Origin of the sequence: Paenibacillus pini JCM 16418 (genome assembly GCF_000576305.1) — a bacterium.
Classification (GTDB): Bacteria; Bacillota; Bacilli; order Paenibacillales; family Paenibacillaceae; genus Paenibacillus_AQ; species Paenibacillus_AQ pini.
Window position 1 is genome coordinate 118,143 of the sequence record NZ_BAVZ01000011.1, and the last position, 17,930, is coordinate 136,072.

Annotated in this window: 12 protein-coding genes and 2 pseudogenes; 12 read left to right on the forward strand and 2 right to left on the reverse strand. The window is 40.0% G+C overall.

The window, feature by feature from the left end:
• Positions 1–249: 249 nt before the first annotated feature.
• The 11 genes and pseudogenes from JCM16418_RS15945 to treR all read left to right on the forward strand — a co-directional run bounded on the left by JCM16418_RS15945 (position 250) and on the right by treR (position 14,763).
• The gene (locus JCM16418_RS15945; RefSeq protein WP_036650826.1) at positions 250–1,104 is read left to right on the forward strand and encodes a manganese catalase family protein; all 855 of its coding nucleotides are present in this window, start codon (positions 250–252) and stop codon (positions 1,102–1,104) included.
• A gap of 217 nt (positions 1,105–1,321) precedes the next feature.
• A complete protein-coding gene (locus JCM16418_RS15950) occupies positions 1,322–2,296 on the forward strand; it encodes an NAD-dependent epimerase/dehydratase family protein (protein ID WP_036650829.1) in 975 nt (324 codons plus the stop codon).
• Between the two features lie 334 nt (positions 2,297–2,630).
• Positions 2,631–4,256, forward strand: a complete 1,626-nt coding sequence (locus JCM16418_RS15955; RefSeq protein WP_036650832.1) for a multicopper oxidase family protein — start codon at positions 2,631–2,633, stop codon at positions 4,254–4,256.
• Positions 4,257–4,276: 20 nt separating this feature from the next.
• Positions 4,277–5,758 carry a sensor histidine kinase gene (locus tag JCM16418_RS15960; RefSeq protein WP_036650835.1) on the forward strand — a complete coding sequence of 494 codons (1,482 nt, stop codon included), beginning with the start codon at positions 4,277–4,279 and terminating at the stop codon, positions 5,756–5,758.
• On the forward strand, positions 5,755–6,444 hold the full coding sequence (locus tag JCM16418_RS15965) for a response regulator transcription factor (RefSeq protein ID WP_036650837.1): 690 nt from the start codon (positions 5,755–5,757) through the stop codon (positions 6,442–6,444). Before JCM16418_RS15960 ends, JCM16418_RS15965 begins: the two co-directional genes overlap by 4 nt.
• A 340-nt stretch (positions 6,445–6,784) precedes the next feature.
• Positions 6,785–7,093 (forward strand): ArsR/SmtB family transcription factor, encoded by a 309-nt coding sequence (locus JCM16418_RS15970; RefSeq protein WP_036650839.1) that lies wholly within the window; start codon positions 6,785–6,787, stop codon positions 7,091–7,093.
• 66 nt (positions 7,094–7,159) lie between these two features.
• Positions 7,160–8,578: an NAD(P)-binding domain-containing protein gene (locus tag JCM16418_RS15975; RefSeq protein WP_036650842.1), complete on the forward strand. Its 1,419-nt coding sequence runs from the start codon at positions 7,160–7,162 to the stop codon at positions 8,576–8,578.
• Positions 8,579–8,597: 19 nt separating this feature from the next.
• Positions 8,598–9,893 (forward strand): arsenic transporter, encoded by a 1,296-nt coding sequence (locus JCM16418_RS15980; protein ID WP_036650845.1) that lies wholly within the window; start codon positions 8,598–8,600, stop codon positions 9,891–9,893.
• Positions 9,894–10,215: 322 nt separating this feature from the next.
• A complete protein-coding gene (gene treC / locus JCM16418_RS15985) occupies positions 10,216–11,934 on the forward strand; it encodes an alpha,alpha-phosphotrehalase (RefSeq protein WP_172679237.1) in 1,719 nt (572 codons plus the stop codon).
• Positions 11,935–11,967: 33 nt separating this feature from the next.
• Positions 11,968–13,962 carry a PTS system trehalose-specific EIIBC component gene (gene treP, locus JCM16418_RS15990; RefSeq protein ID WP_036650847.1) on the forward strand — a complete coding sequence of 665 codons (1,995 nt, stop codon included), beginning with the start codon at positions 11,968–11,970 and terminating at the stop codon, positions 13,960–13,962.
• Positions 13,963–14,034: 72 nt separating this feature from the next.
• Positions 14,035–14,763: pseudogene (gene treR / locus JCM16418_RS15995) on the forward strand (trehalose operon repressor).
• A 159-nt stretch (positions 14,764–14,922) separates the two neighbouring features.
• Here the strand turns inward: treR and JCM16418_RS16000 are convergent.
• Both JCM16418_RS16000 and JCM16418_RS16005 read right to left on the reverse strand, forming a co-directional pair.
• On the reverse strand, positions 14,923–16,125 hold the full coding sequence (locus tag JCM16418_RS16000) for a sugar efflux transporter (protein WP_036650850.1): 1,203 nt from the start codon (positions 16,123–16,125) through the stop codon (positions 14,923–14,925).
• A 234-nt stretch (positions 16,126–16,359) separates the two neighbouring features.
• Positions 16,360–17,323: pseudogene (locus tag JCM16418_RS16005) on the reverse strand (helix-turn-helix transcriptional regulator).
• Between the two features lie 110 nt (positions 17,324–17,433).
• On the opposite strand from JCM16418_RS16005, the gene JCM16418_RS16010 reads away from it, so the two are divergent.
• On the forward strand, positions 17,434–17,913 hold the full coding sequence (locus tag JCM16418_RS16010; RefSeq protein ID WP_036650853.1) for a GyrI-like domain-containing protein: 480 nt from the start codon (positions 17,434–17,436) through the stop codon (positions 17,911–17,913).
• Positions 17,914–17,930 lie beyond the last annotated feature (17 nt).

Here is a 17,930-nt window from a genome sequence, read left to right on the forward strand (position 1 = left end):
TAACAGTTGTTAGTTTAACATAGAACGATAACAAGAGAATACAATCCATTGACCTACGTCCTAAGCCTTACAGTTTATATATTTTGTCGATTAGTGATCGAAAAATGCAGTAGATGTAAGTATTGTTTATAGTGCCTTTAGCCAACAAATGATGATTACTTTGGTCCTTACCATGTTTGCATAGACAAGCCTTTCAAGGGGAAAATACATAAATGATATCAAAAAAAAGGACACCAGGGGGTTTATCACTTGTATTTTTACAAAGAAGGATTAATCAACGGAATTGTTGTCGATAAGCCAGATCCAGCTGCTGCTAAAGTTCTTCAGGAAATATTGGGCGGTCATTATGGTGAGATGCGTACAATGATGCAGTACTTTTTCCAGACTAGTAATTTCCGTGGTAAAGATACGCAGTACCGCGATTTGCTGCGAGGTGTATTTTTAGAGGAGATTGCTCATGTGGATCTCGTGCAGCACACGATTAATCAATTGCTAAACGGTTCAGGAGAAGATGCTGTTGGGAATGGGGGACTTGATAGCACACCACTTGATGTAGCCACTAAACATACGAATCCACACCATTACATTATTGGTGCTCAAGCCTCATTACCCGTAGATGCTACAGGTAATCCATGGTCAGGGAGTTATGTATACGATCATGGTAATTTGATTAGCGATCTTCTGGATAATGTTGTACTTGAATCGACTGGAGTGCTTCAAAAGACTCGAATATACGAAATGAGCTCTAACAAAACATTTCGTGAAACATTGGGCTTCTTAATCGTTCGTGATAACGCTCATCAAAATGCATTTGCCAAAGCACTTGAAACACTTGGCGTCAATTGGGGTAAGATATTCCCTATACCGAACTATGACATTAATAAGTATCCCGAATGCCGTAAATTTGTAGAAATGGGTTACCATAATGCTCAGTTTAATTTCAGTCTAGACGAGACGAGAATGGGTGAAATTTATCAAGGTGAGTCGCCTAGCCGGAATAAAGGAAACTTAGAAGTCACTCCCCCACCAGCAGGTTTCCCAGTTCCAGTAATGCCTGAAATGCCTAACGAACATAGTCCAGGTGTGAATGATATGAATTCTTAACGTTGCAAAAGTAGTTGGCAATACACAGAAGAATAAATAGCAAACGTGGTCCTCAACTTTCGAGGGCCATTTCGCTATTCATGTATTCAAAATTTGGAAGTAGTCATTTAAGTTATTTGGAAGGTTTTTTTCTTATGCTTATAAAATGGGTAAAAGACAGGAGGGGAAGAAGGCTGTATTGACTTCTCCCCGACTAACTGCATAGGAGATGGACTTCATGAAGAATGTATTCGTATTAGGTGGGACTGGATTTCTTGGCTATTTTACAGTTAAAGAATTAGTGAAACGGGGATATAAAGTATCGACTTTATCGCGGCATGCTATGCCAACAGAGGATCTTTTGCCTCGTGAAGTCGAACATAGAGTAGGAAATATCAATGATATGTCAGATGAAGATATCCAGAAGATGCTGAAGGGCATCGACGGATTTATATATGCTTCTGGAGCAGATGAAAGGACGTTGCCTGAGGCTCCAGCGATGAAATTTTTCTATGAGGCAAACGTACTTCCTACACAGCGTATCGCTAGATTAGCCAAACAAGCAGGTGTTAAAAAATTCGTACTATTAAGTTCATACTTTGCCCATTTTGCAGAAGAATGGTCTGATATTCCCTTGAAAAACAATGCCTATCCACGCTCTCGTATGCTACAAGAAGAAGTGGCGTTTATGGAAGGTGAGGGTGTAATGGATGTTATGAGCTTGCGTTTACCATACATTTTCGGTGTGATGCCAGGCCGAATGCCACTGTGGACGATGTTTGTAAACAGAGTAAAAGATCAGAAGATCGTTTCTGTACTGGGCGGAGGTACGGCAATGGTTACAGCGCAGCAGGTTGCGGAAGCGACCATCGGTGCGTTGGAGCATGGTGAACATAGCGCCAAATATTCAATATGTGGCTTGAATATGAAGCATAGCGAGTTTCATCAAATGGTAGTGGATGCGCTGGGACAGGAAGAAGATAGTACAGTCAAGGTTGTACCCCTAGCTCAAATGAAGCCAGTTATGGAGCAGATTGATGAAAAGAACGCCGAAGCGGGTAAAGAGCAAGGTGTTCATATGAGCATGATGGCAGAAATTCAAAATCGAGATGCCTATCTCGATCCAGCAGACACCATGTCCATTCTCAAATATAATGAATACGATATCCGCGCATCAATCGAGGAGACGCTTCGTAAATGTGTTCAAGGATAGTTCGAATGACGAATAATATACTTATTGACGAAATATAGAACCCGCGCCTCTCAGGAAAACCCACTAAGAAACATCACAAAAAAACGACTCTCATTCTGATTTTATGAATGGAAGTTGTTTTTTTGTTTACATATTTACCTCGGAAGGAGTGTCATTTGGCTTTCATTGCCGTTATTGCGTTTTAACTATTAAAAGCGAAGTATTATCTCAAAGGAAATTAATCATTTGATTCTAAGAAATTATCTTTATAAAGTCTTTATCAATTCTTCTAAGTTTCTTCTTTTCTCCATGTTATGATAACAGCCTAAAAAATAATGAGGGAAAAGTGACTAAAATGAAAAAAGGTTTTATCCCGAGTAACAAAGGAATGGTATTAATTGCTTCTGTCGTGTTTCTAGGGTTAATTGTTTGGGGCTGTCTTTTATACAATGATATAACAAACATAAATACAAAAAATCCACCCACTGGTATGAAGTCTAATACGAAATCTGTAACATCACTCACCACTCCAGATTCGAAAAGAAATACAAAAACTTTTGATATTCAGGCACAGGTAGAAAACATTAGCTTAGGGAATGGAAAAAAACTGGAGGCATGGACATTTGGTGGTACTTCACCAGGTACTGAAATTCGAGTGAAACAAGGGGATAGCGTTGTTGTACATTTAAAAAATGAATTGCCAGTAGCTCTTACCATTCATTGGCACGGCTTAGATGTTCCCGCAGCTGTAGATGGTGTTGCAGGTATTACACAAGATGCGATTAAGCCTGGTGAAACATATACTTACACTTTTAATGCCGATCAAGTAGGGACATATTGGTATCATTCTCATCAAATGAGTGCGGAGCAGACGGAGCGTGGCTTATTTGGTGCGATTGTGATTGAACCAAATACACCTATGGTACAATATGAACAAGATTACACCATTGCAATTCACGAGTGGAAAACAGGCGTTGAAAAGTCTTTTGATGATGCAGATAATCATAATGATCAAAAAAATGATAATAATGATGAACAAGATGTAGACTGGAGTTCCCCAAAAGATAAAACGTTTGGTGGTGCTCTCATGACGCCAACCAAAGATCAGTTAGAAGAACTATCGGATGGAGAAGATTATGATGTTTTTACATTAAATAATACAAGTGAAGGTTTACATCTTGACGCAAAACCAGGTGAAACTGTACGCCTTCGTCTGATTAATACATCCAATAATACACATGTAATGACGCTCATTGGTGCACCCTTTCAAATCATTGGACTCGATGGTCGGGATATTAAAGGAGGATCTCAGCTAGATCAGGCTATTCTTCCAATAGGAGCGGCACAACGTTACGATTTGGTTTTTGAAATGCCGAACGTGGGATCGGTGAAGCTTGTAAACGTCAATCCTTCTAAGCGTATGAATAATATGCTGAATGCAACCATTGGAGAAGGGATATCACCTAAAATACCTGTTAATTTAAAAAGTTACCCGTGGTTCGACTTCACAAAATACGGACATAAAGAAGTTGGCAAATTTACAATTGATTCTAAGTTTACCCAAAGCTTAGACATGGTTTTAGCAGAAGGGAGTTACGGTGAAAAAAGGTGGGTCTATACTATTAATGGGAAATCAGGTTCCGATATTCCACCCATTAAGGTGAAAATAGGAGATACCGTGAAGATCCGTTTTCGAAATAAAGGCGTAGAGATTCATCCGATGCATGTACACGGCCACACATTTCAAGTGATTTCTAAAAATGGAAAAGCTATGGAAGGGAGTCCAATTTACACGGATACCGTGAATATCTTTCCGGGTGAAGAATATGAAATTGCCCTTGAAGCTAATAATAGTGGACTATGGATGGTCCATTGTCATGATCTCGTTCATGCTGAGATGGGTATGCATACGATGATGAATTATGAAGGGGTTACGACGCCATTTTCAACTGGAGAACATTCCGGTAATCATCCAGAATAAGTGAATATGGGAGTTATTTCATGTCAATACGTATTAAGCTACTGTTATCCTATATCGCTATGATCATCATCCCGATTATTTTTTGTGGTATAACGATCATGTTAATTAGCTTTGCTCTGTTTGGTGATAATCGTATTATGAGATCTTTTATAGATATAGATCATCAAACGACGGTAAGAAATACAGAGGATGAAGATGATATTTTTAGTAGATTGAAAGTCCTTTCATCTTACACGCCGAAGCAAATAGAAGATGAAATGTTTCTAAAAAAGACAGATCAAGAACTGAATAAGAACCAAGCTGGTCTACTCATTCGGAAAAATGAACGGCTTATCTATGTATCGCCCTACTTTGAACAGTATTCATTTGAGAAATTTCTTCCTCCATTTGAAGGGAAGGGGCAAATAGAAGATCTGGGTTTCAAAATTGAGGATGTTTACTTTTACTATAAACAATTTGATTATTACGATGTAAATAACAATGCCGTTAGTATTATTGTCATTGAACATATAAGCCCAATAGAAGAAATGGCACGTAAATATTTTGTATTGTTCGTTGTTACGTTAGTCATTGGGCTTATTGTTACCAATGGGATCATGACGTATTACATGTCCCGAAGTATTATTAAACCGTTGCGTTCATTAAAGCTGGCAACCGAAAGAATTCAAAGGGGAGACTTAGACTTTCAAGTCATTCCTCACAAACATGATGAAATTGGCGAATTAAGTTTATCCTTTGAAGAAATGCGCTGTAGGTTGAAAGAATCGGTAGAGGTGCAAGTTCAATATGAAAGGAATCGTAAGGAGTTACTCTCCAATATTTCACATGACTTACGAACACCGATTATGGCTATAAAGGGCTATGTACAAGGAATCAAAGAAGGTGTCGCACGTACGCCAGAACAGTTAAACAAGTACTTAACCATTATTTACAATAAAGTATTTGATATGGATCAATTAATTAATGAGCTGTTCTTATTCTCAAAGCTTGATTTAAAAGAGGAACCCTTTCAGTTAGAACAAGTTGAAATTTATCAATACTTAGCCGATTGTATTGAAGAACTTCAACTAGAATTGCAAGATAAAGGGATTACCATCGGATGGGAAGCCCAACTAAAAACGACAATCTTCGTTATATGTGATCGGGAAAAATTACGACGTGTAATTATGAACGTGATTTGGAATAGTGTGAAATATATGGATAAGGAATCAGGATTCATTGGGATTCATATGTCTGTAAATAGCGAGTTTGTAACGATTGAAATCAAGGATAATGGAATGGGTATAGAGGCAGAAGCCCTTCCACATATCTTTGAAAGGCTCTATCGAGGGGATCATTCTCGAAATTCTAACACAGGTGGAAGTGGAATTGGATTATCTATTGCACACCATATCATTAGCCAGCACGGCGGGAAGATATGGGTAACGAGTGAAAAAGGAAAAGGAACAACCCTTTCGTTTACACTGCGAAGAATTGATCAGGAAGAAGGGGAAAATTCATGAAAAAAATATTGATTATTGAAGACGAAGCGGTTATTGCAGATTTAGAAAAAGACTATTTAGATGTATCTGGGTACGCCGTGGATATCGAATACTCTGGAGAAAAGGGATTAAAGAGAATACTTGAAGAAAAGTATGATTTGCTTATTTTAGATATCATGCTACCGGTAGTAGATGGATATGAAATTTGCAAACAAGTCCGTTTAAAGAAAGACATTCCCATTCTTATGGTTTCTGCGAAGCAAGAGGAAGTAAATAAAATTAAAGGGCTAGGTTTTGGTGCAGATGATTATATTATTAAACCCTTTAGTCCAAGTGAACTTGTAGCTCGTGTTAACGCTCATCTCGCTCGCTATGACCGTTTGACAGGAAACCGCGAACACATAAAAGATGAAATTCGCATCCGTGGACTGTTCATTGATAAAGCGGCGCATCGTGTTTTTGTAAATGGAACGGAAGCGATCTTAACAGGAAAAGAGTTTGAATTGTTAACTTGTATGGCGGAATACCCAAACCAAGTATTCAGTAAGGAACGTCTAATGAAAAGCGTGTGGGGAATGGACGTTATGGTTGATACAGCAACAGTTGCTGTACATATAAAAAATCTTCGCAGAAAAATTGAACTTGATCCATTTGATAAGTCATATATTGAAACCATATGGGGTATAGGATATCGATTCACGAAATAAATGAAACAATGACAATCTGTATTTCATCAATCAATCCCCGTTTACGGGCAAGACAGAAGTAGTTAGAATCAATTTATTGAAGAAAAGCTTGAAGAATCAAGCTTTTCTTTTCTATGTGCAGGCATAATCTTATCTATAATACCGAGACCATTCAGACAGTAAACAGTGATTTACGTTTTAAATTTACCGCTGCCGATGATATGGATATTTCTGTTGTTGTTAAGAAGTACGACAGCCGGGGTAATGGTAAATCAAAAAAAAATGATCATTGACGATGCATACTCATCCTGCTACAATCATCACATCAATAAAAATTGATGGATGAAAAGAAGGTGATACCATGATCAATACTACAATTGATGATGCTACTTTGAACAAATATGAACAAAAGTTTAAAGCCTTATCCGACAAAAATCGTTTGAAAATTATATATGAATTGAATCAGAAAGGGAAGGTTTGTGTATGTGACTTGACCGATCTGCTTGGTTTGCCTCAATCCAAACTGTCCTATCACTTGAAAATGCTTCTGGATGCAAATATTATTCTCATGGAGCGTATTGGAAAATGGAATTATTACGAACTAAACGAAGAGGAAATCAAAGGACTATTGTCTGATAAGCTATGGTGTATTTTTTATCCGAATACTTGATGATCATTTTTTTGTTTATCACATCAAAATAAATTGATTCGTTAACTGATGAAGGAGAATTTCATTATGAAAAATATTGATTTTAAGATCGTCAATTCTGATTGCTGTGCTTCAACAGAGTGCGGTAACGAATCTGAAGTGTTTGAGGAGAAAAATAAAGCCTCAAGTTCAAACCAAAGCAGCCTTCCTGTAGCAATTATCGGGGCTGGTCCAGTCGGATTAGCGGCTGCAGCTGAGCTCGTTTCTCGGAATCAAAGTTTTATCCTTCTGGAGGCTGGTCCCGCGGTTAGTCAACATATCCGTGAGTGGGGACATGTGCATTTGTTTTCACCATGGCAGTATAATGTCAACAAAGCCGCAGAATCATTATTAAATAAATATGGGTGGAATACTCCCCCAGCCGATGAATTACCCTTGGGAAACGAAATTGTAACGCAGTACTTGGAGCCACTCGCCGAACTACCTGAGATCAAACCCTTTATCTTGTTGAATTCAAAGGTAATTGCCGTTAGCAAACAAGACACAGATAAAATGAAATCGGCAAATCGTGAGCAGCAGCCGTTCGTACTTTATGTTGAATCCGAGGGAAAGACTAAACGCATTGTTGCAAGAGCAGTTATTGATGCATCGGGTACTTGGAGCAATCCTAATCCTTTGTATGCTAGTGGGGTCTGGACGAAAGAAGAGCGAGCTTTGAAAGAGCATATATTCTATGGCATTCCAGAAATTAATAAGGAAAATCAATTGAAATACAAAGGGAAACGCGTTGCAGTTGTCGGAAGTGGGCATTCAGCGATAAATACCTTACTTGACCTAGCCACTTTAAAAGAAGCCAATCCAGAGACAGAGCTTTATTGGATTTTAAGAAAAAGAAATGTTGAAGTGGCCTATGGTGGTGAAGAGAACGACCAACTAGAAGCAAGAGGTGAGCTTGGCAGACGGATTCATCAGCTTGTCCACTTAAATCAAATTAAAGTGTATACTCCATTTAGAATTAAAGAGCTGATTCAAACAGGTCATCAGGTTCAAATATCAGGGACTTTACAAGGTGAATACACACAGATAAGCGAAATTGACCAAATCATCGTAAACACAGGAAGCCGTCCTGACTTTTCTATTCTAAAAGAAATCAGACTCAGTATAGATCCTACAACAGAGAGTGTTGAAGCCTTGGCTCCATTGATTGACCCGAACCTTCACAGCTGTGGAACGGTAAGACCACATGGTCAAAAAGAGCTTCAACATCATGAGAAAGACTTCTATATCGTAGGTATGAAGAGTTACGGACGAGCGCCGACCTTTTTGATGGCCACAGGATATGAACAGGTTCGATCTATCGCGGCCTATCTAAGTGGTGACGTAGAGGGAGCTGCAAAGGTAGAACTTGAGCTACCTGAAACAGGTGTGTGTAGCTTGAATAATGCAGTGATTAGCTCAGATGAAAGCTGTTGTTCAACAAGAAAAGGGTCTGATGGTGACTTGTGATTAATTGGAGGGTATAACATTGATTTCCGTTATTTTAGCGATTGTTATTTTCTTGGTAACACTCACATTTGTTATTTGGCAGCCGAAGAACTTATCCATTGGATGGTCCGCGTGCGGCGGGGCTGTTCTGGCTCTGCTCTTAGGCGTGGTCACTTTCCAAGATGTCTGGGATGTTACCCAAATTGTATGGAACGCAACACTAGCGTTTGTAGCCATCATTATCATTTCATTAATCCTTGATCGTATCGGATTTTTTGAATGGGCAGCATTACATATGGCTAGAGCTGCACGTGGGAGTGGGTTACGTATGTTTATTTATGTGACCATCCTTGGTGCGATTGTTGCAGCATTTTTCGCAAACGACGGTGCCGCACTTATTCTGACGCCTATCGTACTTGCGATGATGAGGGCACTACATTTTGATGAAAAGAAAGTATTTCCTTTCATCATAGCTAGTGGATTCATTGCGGATACAACATCGCTGCCGCTCGTCGTAAGTAATCTGGTTAATATCGTTTCGGCAGACTTCTTCGGAATAACTTTCTTGGAATACGCTGGTCACATGATCATCCCGGATTTATTCGCGTTGGGGGCAAGCATTTTAGTTCTGTATTTGTTCTTCCGTAGGAGCATTCCTAAGAAGTTTGATCTGCAGCATGTGAAGAAACCTTCTGATGCCATCAAGGATCCAAAGATGTTCCGTTTGTCATGGATTGTACTTGCAGTACTTCTAGTTGGCTATTTTGCTAGCGAATTTTTAGATGTCCCAGTATCCATAATCGCCGGGGTTATCGCCATCTTCTTTCTTCTTATGGCACAAAAAAGTCCAACGGTGCCTACCATGGATGTCATTAAAGGGGCTCCATGGGCAATTGTCTTTTTTTCCATAGGTATGTATGTAGTGGTATACGGGTTAAGAAATGCGGGATTAACCGATTTGCTAGCAAAAGTCATACAGCTTACTGCGGACCAAGGATTGTTTATCGCAACGATGTCGATGGGTATTTTGTCAGCTCTACTCTCGTCACTCATGAACAATTTGCCTACCGTCATGATTGATGCGCTTGCTATTGACGCGACTCATACGACAGATACCATAAAAGAGGCTTTGATCTATGCCAATGTGATTGGCTCAGATTTAGGTCCTAAAATCACTCCGATCGGATCCCTCGCTACACTATTGTGGCTACATGTACTGGGAACCAAAGGAGTTAAAATTTCTTGGGGCACTTATTTTAAAACAGGAATGATCTTGACAGTTCCAACATTGATAATCACTCTAGCAGGTCTCTACTTATGGTTATCTATCTTATGATTTTATGTTAATGGGAGCAGCAGTTAACTGCACAAAGAAGCCGCGAATATCGCGGTTTTTTTGTTGTAATTATTTACTGCCCGATAGATATGTATTTATTAAAAGTACACATAAGTGCCTACTATAATAGTGGAAAATTGTAGCATTAACATATTATTCAAAATGAGATAACTATTAAGAAATGAGAATGGAGTGGATAAATGTTCCATGCAGCACAGATGAGGGTACTAATACTTATACGGTTGACAACCTGTATATACAAGACTATGATTGATCTGCAAACAACCTGTATATACAAGATGACTAAAAGGGTGGGTTTTACATGCAAATTAAGGCGAATGGGAATCAGCCTAAAGACTGGTGGAGAAATTCTGCGGTTTATCAGGTTTACCCTAAGAGCTTCAATGATACAACTAGAAGTGGGACAGGCGACATACGTGGTCTTACCGAGAAGATTGATTATATAAAGGGTCTTGGTATCGACATCGTCTGGCTTCAGCCTGTATATGTTTCTCCACAAAATGATAACGGTTACGATGTTGCAGATTATTACAACATTGATCCAGCATATGGGACAATGGAAGATTTAGATGAACTTGTTAGTGAACTGAAAAAAAGAAACATGCATCTTATGCTGGATATCGTAGTTAATCATTCATCTACTGAACATCGCTGGTTTCAGGAAGCAAAGTCTTCACGTGATAATCCATACCGAAATTATTATATCTGGAAGGATCCAGCAGAGGACGGAGGGCCGCCTAATAATTGGCAGTCTAAATTTGGAGGCCCTGCCTGGCAGTTTGAGGAAGAAACTCAGCAGTATTATTTAACTCTTTTTGATAAAACACAAGCAGATCTCAATTGGGAGAACGAGAAGGTTAGACAAGAAGTCGTGGACTTACTTACGTTTTGGGCTAAGAAGGGGGTAAGTGGGTTTCGAATGGATGTCATCAATTTGATTTCCAAGAACCCCGAATTCCCGGATGACGACGGCTCTATTGCTCCAGGGGATGGACGGAGATTTTATACCGATGGACCTCGTGTACATGAGTATATTAAAGAATTAAATGAGAACGTATTCAGTACGTATCATTTGGTTACGGTTGGAGAAATGTCCTCCACTACACTGGAACAATGTATTCAATACTCAAATCCGGAGCAGCAAGAGTTCTCTATGACATTTAATTTCCACCATCTTAAAGTAGATTATCCGAATGGGCAGAAATGGGAGCTTAAGCCTTATGACTTCGAGGAGCTCAAAAAAATACTTACCGATTGGCAAGCGGGCATGCAGCAGGGCGGGGGCTGGAATGCGCTATTCTGGAATAATCATGATCAACCTCGGGCGCTATCTCGGTTCACTGATGACGACGAATACCGTAACGAAAGTGCGAAGCTGCTAGCAACTACACTTCATGGATTACAAGGCACCCCTTATATTTATCAAGGTGAAGAAATAGGGATGCCAAATCCTAAATGGAACGATATGACCGAGTTCCGGGATATTGAGTCGCTAAATATGTATGAAATTCTTCTGCAACGAGGCAAAACGCCTGATGAAGCTGCCCATATTGTACATGTGCGCTCTAGGGATAACTCTCGTCTTCCGATGCTGTGGGACGACAGTGACCAGGCTGGATTCACTACGGGTACGCCGTGGATCAAGATCGATGAAAGATATCCATTCATTAATGCACAATCGCAGGTGAAAGATCCTAATTCCATCTATCATCATTATCGGAAATTAATTGAGATGCGCAAGAGCATTCCGGTGTTTGTCGATGGAAGATACATGCGTCTGGATGAAGGTCATCCGCAAGTTTATGCGTATGCCAGAACCAATGATGAACAAACTCTCGTCGTTATTTCGAATTTCAGCAAGGAAACGGTGAAATTTGAACTTCCAAATAAGTTCACTAAGAATCTTATGAAGAATGCTTCAGCTGAGCTCCTCTTAGGAAATACGGATGAAGTACCGGAATTTTCACAGATCATTATGCTGCAACCTTACGGTTCTTATATGTGGCTGTTTCAAGCCTAATTTCATAATCACGAATGACAGGAGTGTATGGCTATGGCGAAAATAGATCGCAAAGACGTAGAGCGGATTATTGAGGCTGTCGGAGGCAAAGATAACATTGATGCTGCTACGCATTGTGTGACTCGATTAAGATTTGCGCTTGCGGATGAAGGTAAGGTAGATGCCGAGGCGCTTGATAAAAACAACCTCGTAAAAGGACAATTCTCTTCCCAAGGGCAGTTTCAAGTCGTGATTGGACCGGGAATTGTTGATCAAGTGTATGATGAAATGATTGCCATCACAGGAGGAGACAGAGCTTCCAAGGATGATGTAAAAACGCTCGCAAGTAAGAAACAAAATCCGCTTCAGCGGGCGATTAAGACACTCGCCGATATATTTATTCCAATACTGCCAGCCATCGTTATGGCGGGTCTCTTGCTCGGGATCAATAACATTCTTACGGGTCCTGGCATTTTCTATGAAGGAAAGTCACTTATCGATGTACACAAACAGTGGGCAGATGTGGCTTCCATCATTAATCTTATTGCAAGTACGGCCTTTACTTTCCTGCCAGTCTTAATCGGTTGGTCAGCTGCTAAGAAGTTCGGAGGTAATCCGCTTCTCGGGATTGTCCTAGGTTTGATTCTCGTTAATCCAAGTTTACTTAGCGCTTATCAGTATGCAGATGCGAAGCTTGCAGGTACAGTTCCGGTTTGGAATTTGTTCGGATTTTCAGTGGAGAAAATCGGTTATCAGGGTCAAGTGCTACCGGTGCTCGTTTCCGCGTATATTTTGGCCAAAATTGAGAAGTTCCTGGAAAAACGGGTACATGATTCTATTAAATTGCTAGTTGTGGCGCCAGTTGCCTTGCTAGTTACTGGATTCCTAGCATTTATTTTGGTAGGACCTATCACTTTTGCTATTGGTAATTTACTTACTACGGGTCTAACCAGCATCTTTAATTCTTACTCCTGGCTTGGTGGTTTAATCTATGGTGGATTTTATGCTTTGCTGGTAATTACAGGGATGCATCACACCTTCCTTGCCGTAGACATTCAATTGATCGGAAGCAATGGAGGAACCTTCCTATGGCCGATGCTAGCCTTATCTAATATTGCTCAAGGTGCAGCAGCACTCGCTATGATGTTTATTTTAAAAGAACAGAAAGCAAAAGGACTAGCCGTAACCTCTTCTATCTCTGCTTTCCTAGGTGTAACTGAGCCAGCTATTTTCGGGGTCAATGTGCGTCACAAATTCCCTTTTATTTTCGGTATGGTTGGTTCCGGGATCGCCGGGATTGTGCTCGCTGTAAATAACGTTCTTGCTTCTTCAATCGGTGTAGGGGGTATTCCAGGATTCCTGTCGATCTTCCCGAACCAATGGGGAATCTTCTTCATAGGTATGGCAATAGTACTGGTAATTCCTTTTATTGGTACACTGTTGTATGGCAGATATCAATTGTCCAGACAGACTAATAAGATCGAAGATACTCAAGATCCTATAGTGAATGCAACGGCAGAATCCGTTAAAACCGCAAGCGGTTTGAGCGCAGTTATACCACAATCTGAAGAGGCTATGAATTCGGAGAATACTATAGTAAATATTATGGCTCCTATGAATGGACAAATCGTACCTTTATCTGAAGTTCCTGATCCTGCTTTTTCGGAAAAACAAATGGGTCAAGGGATTGCTATTCTTCCTTCAGAGGGGAAGGTATATGCTCCCTTTGATGGAACGGTTGAACACCTGATGAAGAAGAGTAAACATGCACTTATTCTTTCAGATACGAATGGAATTCAGATATTGATCCATGTAGGCATTAATACGGTTTCTCTGAAAGGGGAAGGCTTTACTGCCCATGTGGAAAGTGGATCAACCATTACTAAAGGCCAGCTTTTGCTAGAATTCGATAAAGAAAGAATTGAAGAAGCAGGTCTTCCGGTGATTACACCGATTCTTATTCCGGATGGCCAAGAGCGCATTGGGGAAATTAAAGAATATGATGGAGAAGCAGTTCAAGCTCAAGCCCGATACTCCAGGTTAATCTAGAACCAACTACGCCCTAACATCATGTAAGGATTTTTTATTAAAACATGGTACAATATTGATGGTGATAATGCGATGATAAACAATATATTCTTGACACTTTACAAGGATTATACGGAACAGATTGATGCGGGAACCTTGAGCCCGGGAGTAAGCTTCCCTCCGAGAACGAGCTTGCTGAGACATATCAGACATCGAGAGAAACCGTACGCAAGGGATTGAATATGCTCGCTCAAAATGGTTATATCAATAAGGTAAAAGGTAAGGGATCGTTTGTGCTGGATAAAGGGAGGATGAAGTTTCCTATATCAGGCTTAGTCAGTTATAAAGAGCTTGCCGCACGACTAGATAAACCTAATCGTACTCTCGTTTATATAACGGAACGTATCCCGGCAGGGAATGATATTGCTAAGGAGCTGCGAGTTCGTTCGGATCAGCCCGTGTGGAAGATCGTCCGTGCCAGGGAAATCGAGGGTGAACGCGTCATCCTAGATATCGATTATTTGCTTGCCGAAGTCGTTGCGGACATATCCAAAGACATCGCAGCAGATTCCATTTATCAATACCTAGAGCAGGAGCTTCATTTGAAGATTAGTTATGCGGAGAAGGTAATCTGCGTGGAGCGGGCTACAGAGATCGACCATCAATATATGGATCTTAGAGGAGATACCCACGTGGTTGTCGTTCGGGGGATATGTTCATCTAGAGGATACAACACTCTTTCAATATACAGAGTCGAGACATCGTCTGGATAAGTTCCAATTTGTTGATTTTGCGAGAAGAATAACGATGTCAGATATTTAATCATAGTTAGGAGACTTTAAGACCGTTTTCTTTGGAAAACGGTCTTTTTGTGCGCAGAGATTTTATTTTATGACTTAAAATTATGATTGAGAAATTATTACATGAAGGAATCATCCCGCAATTTGCAATATGTTATAGTATAAAGTATGGATTAAACCACTAATTTTGTGATTCCCTTATAGCGTGACGTCCGCTTATCACAAGCATGATTGTAGAAATAAAGACGAGTATGAAACAGAGAACAAATGAATAGCGGTAACCTACTACACTGGCTAATAACCCGCCGACAAGACTACCAACGAGTCTACCGATCGTTGATGAATTAGAGTAGAGCGTAGAGGCATACCCAGGCATGTTTGGAAGCAGATCTTGAATGTAACTAATACCTATCGCTGAAATAACAGCAACGAAAACGGCGAGTAGAATTTGGGCTGCAATCATCTGCCACATCTCGCCTGAGAGAATGACAACGAGATAATAAGCTCCGCCTAGAACGGACCCACATATCATCAAGATTCGGTTACTGTACTTTGCACTGAGTAGACCAAGCATAATCATAAATGGAATTTCTAGCGCTGCGCAAATACTACTGACTAGACCGACATTACTTGTCGTCCCACCTAGATTGTTGGTGATGAAGAGAGCTGTGTTAATGCTACTTGTCCAGTGGGCTACATACATGAGTATCAGAATCAGAAAAGGAAGCAGAATATTACGATTTTGAACCAGCCGGAAGCTTTTTACTTGTATATTAGCATTATTGCTTTTTAGTTCTGTATTCGATTTGAGAAATAGGAAAACAAGTAAGGAAACAAGCAGGAAAACTCCGATTGTACCAGTAAAAATCCCCTTGAACCCAACAGCAGCGATTAGCAGGGTACCCATTAAAGGACCTGTAATAAAGCCGAGAGAGAAAGCAGAACGTAGGGTAGAGTTAGCAAACGAATGATCAGTGAAATTGCTCTTATTCACGGCTTCTCTCGAAATAGCGAACAATTGTGGCATCCCTGGTGCACCGAGAGCGGTGAACACAATCATATAGATGAACAAGATATTAAAATCCTGAATGAGCAAGTATCCGCTATAAGCCAGAGCATTACAGAGCGTTGAGATAAAGTAAATGCTTTTTCGATTCAAGCCGAGGTCAGAGCGTCTCCCGATTAGAGTACTGATCCATATCCCCGCCATGAGCGTGGCTGCTAGAAAAATGCCAAACATCCCGACAGAGACTCCAAGCTGTTCCGTGAAATAAATAGATAAAAAGGGTGCGCTGAGTGAAATACCCATTCCCTGCAGAAACATACATAAAAAGAGTAGAGCATACGATGGAATCGAAAATAGTTCAGTAAGTCGTCTAAACATGTTGTGAATTTACTCCTCTATATTAGTTAAGATAGTTAATCTATTAATAGTATACTTGAAATAGATATTAATAATATATATAGGGCCTCTATGGTTTGTATTATGCTGCTGATGAGTAGATGGAGAGAGACATTAGGGGCAATAAAGAAGCAAAATGGAGAAATGAGACTTATGAAATTGTCAGCATCTCAAATATTAAATATTATTTTGCAGCAATCTCCTTATCCAGACTTCTTAAGGGCAGTAGAAATTTAGTCTCACTTGTAAACCTTTTAAGACTCCTTCCGGCATCTCCCTGATCTTGATATCCTCACCTAGGAAAAGCAGCCAATTTGTGAATTCGACCATTTCTTCGGATTTATTAACATTAACAAAAGTCCTAAGAATGGCAGTCGTTTGGTAGGGATTCGTATAGGATATGGAAACTTTTAATGGATGGTATTTTCTGAATTGGGCAATCGCTTTCGGACCAAGTTCAAGAACAAGATTAATGACTTCTTCCTGTTTACGTAATTGATTCAAAATCTTCTTCTCACTTACTCTCTTTTTCTCAGGGTAAGGTTCTATATCCGTAAGATCATCAACAGAAAAAATTCTACTTTTTTCTTCCTGCAAATCAAACCCTTCGATCAACCAAACACTTTTTTCACGATACAGGTGCAATATATAAAGGGAATGTGACTTAATTTCCTTCTCTTCTTTAATGGAAACCAATACATAGCTGTCCAACAAAATGATTTGGATTAGTTTTTCTAACTAACGGATGGGGAAGATCTGATAAATCAAGAAGGTCTGGATTATTTGGATTGGTCCCTTCAAATAGTAAAATTTGATTCAACAGTACAAGGTCATCTTGCTGATTTTCCGAAATGAGGCCAAGTAATTTTTCAGCTAGAGACTGACGACTCTTGAGATAAGGGAGCTGCTGATTTCTTGTGGCCATAAAGGCAATAAACAGAGCTTTAATTTCGTTATCGGTAAATCGGACCGTGGGCAGGATCGAGTTGTTCATAACAAAATAACCCCCATCCCTACCAACTTCAGCTATAAGCGGCATTCCCATCGCTTCAATTTCCCGAATATCTCGAATAGCCGTGGAACGAGAGATGTTAAATTCCCGCATGATTTCAGAAATGGTAAAGTGGGCTCGGTTGTTAATGTAGCGCATGATGATATTAACCCGTTCAACTTTTTTCATCGGGACCCCCTAAACAGTATCACTTTTTGACATGATTTAAGGATATTATAAACCCATCAAGTGAAAAGACAATCATTTGATCAAATTTCAAAAAAAGGAAGGTTTTGAATATGTCACAATTTACGTTGGAACAAAAAGAGAGCTTTAACGTTTTAGGGATTGGAACGGAGCTTAAGAGCCATTACACAGATTTTGCCGGCATAAACAAGGAAAAGGCAGAATTCTGGTCGGCCGTCGAAGTTGATGGAAGCTTGGACAAGTTAAAATCTATCGCCACGAATGACTACATTTTTGCCGTGAACGAAGCTGTGAATAACAAGATGATGTATTATGCGGGTGTCATGACAGAGGCATCGTTACCAGAAGCATCGAGAATGATCCAATTTCCCAAGGGGGAATACCTCGTTGTGAAAGGGGAAGCGAAGACATCTGAGGAGCTCAGCAATCAGCTTGCTGGTATTGCCTTTGGCCAAGTCTTACCGGAAGTAAACGAAGTTGCCTATGTCGGCGGGCCGAATACATCGGTTGAGATGGGACAACGAGACGGTGTTGTATTTGGCGAAATGTGGATTCCTGTTGTTAGGAAATAAATAGAGAAGTGAATGCT

Coding starts and splice junctions, on each gene's coding strand:
- JCM16418_RS15950 (WP_036650829.1), top strand. CDS start 1,322: ATGAAGAATGTATTCGTATTAGGTGGGACTGGATTTCTTGGCTATTTT.
- JCM16418_RS15955 (WP_036650832.1), top strand. CDS start 2,631: ATGAAAAAAGGTTTTATCCCGAGTAACAAAGGAATGGTATTAATTGCT.
- JCM16418_RS15960 (WP_036650835.1), top strand. CDS start 4,277: ATGTCAATACGTATTAAGCTACTGTTATCCTATATCGCTATGATCATC.
- JCM16418_RS15965 (WP_036650837.1), top strand. CDS start 5,755: ATGAAAAAAATATTGATTATTGAAGACGAAGCGGTTATTGCAGATTTA.
- JCM16418_RS15970 (WP_036650839.1), top strand. CDS start 6,785: ATGATCAATACTACAATTGATGATGCTACTTTGAACAAATATGAACAA.
- JCM16418_RS15975 (WP_036650842.1), top strand. CDS start 7,160: ATGAAAAATATTGATTTTAAGATCGTCAATTCTGATTGCTGTGCTTCA.
- treC (WP_172679237.1), top strand. CDS start 10,216: ATGCAAATTAAGGCGAATGGGAATCAGCCTAAAGACTGGTGGAGAAAT.
- treP (WP_036650847.1), top strand. CDS start 11,968: ATGGCGAAAATAGATCGCAAAGACGTAGAGCGGATTATTGAGGCTGTC.
- JCM16418_RS16000 (WP_036650850.1), bottom strand. CDS start 16,125: ATGTTTAGACGACTTACTGAACTATTTTCGATTCCATCGTATGCTCTA.
- JCM16418_RS16010 (WP_036650853.1), top strand. CDS start 17,434: ATGTCACAATTTACGTTGGAACAAAAAGAGAGCTTTAACGTTTTAGGG.